Origin of the sequence: Carboxydocella sp. JDF658 (assembly GCF_002049395.1) — a bacterium.
Taxonomy (GTDB): Bacteria; Bacillota.
The window spans coordinates 1-201 of record NZ_BDLR01000230.1; the positions used below are offsets into that span (position 1 = coordinate 1).

Genomic DNA, 201 nt, shown 5'->3' on the forward strand with positions numbered 1-201 from the left:
TGGCAATGGCTTTATCAATGGTTTTGACCTGCTTTTCCAGGCATCTAATGGTTTCAAGGCTTGTAGCCAGGATCAAGTTAACCGGTTCCAGAAGATCTCCTCTTAACCTGTGAGCATTACGAGCAGCCTTTTTAAGCGCTTCAGCAGTAGCTTTGGGATCTGAAAAGTGCTTGTTACCTTTCTCCATCAGAAAATCAATTA

At 42.8% G+C, this 201-nt stretch carries 1 pseudogene; it reads right to left on the minus strand.

From position 1 onward, the window contains the following. Positions 1 to 201, minus strand: a pseudogene (locus tag JDF658_RS13945) (IS110 family transposase); the annotation flags it as partial.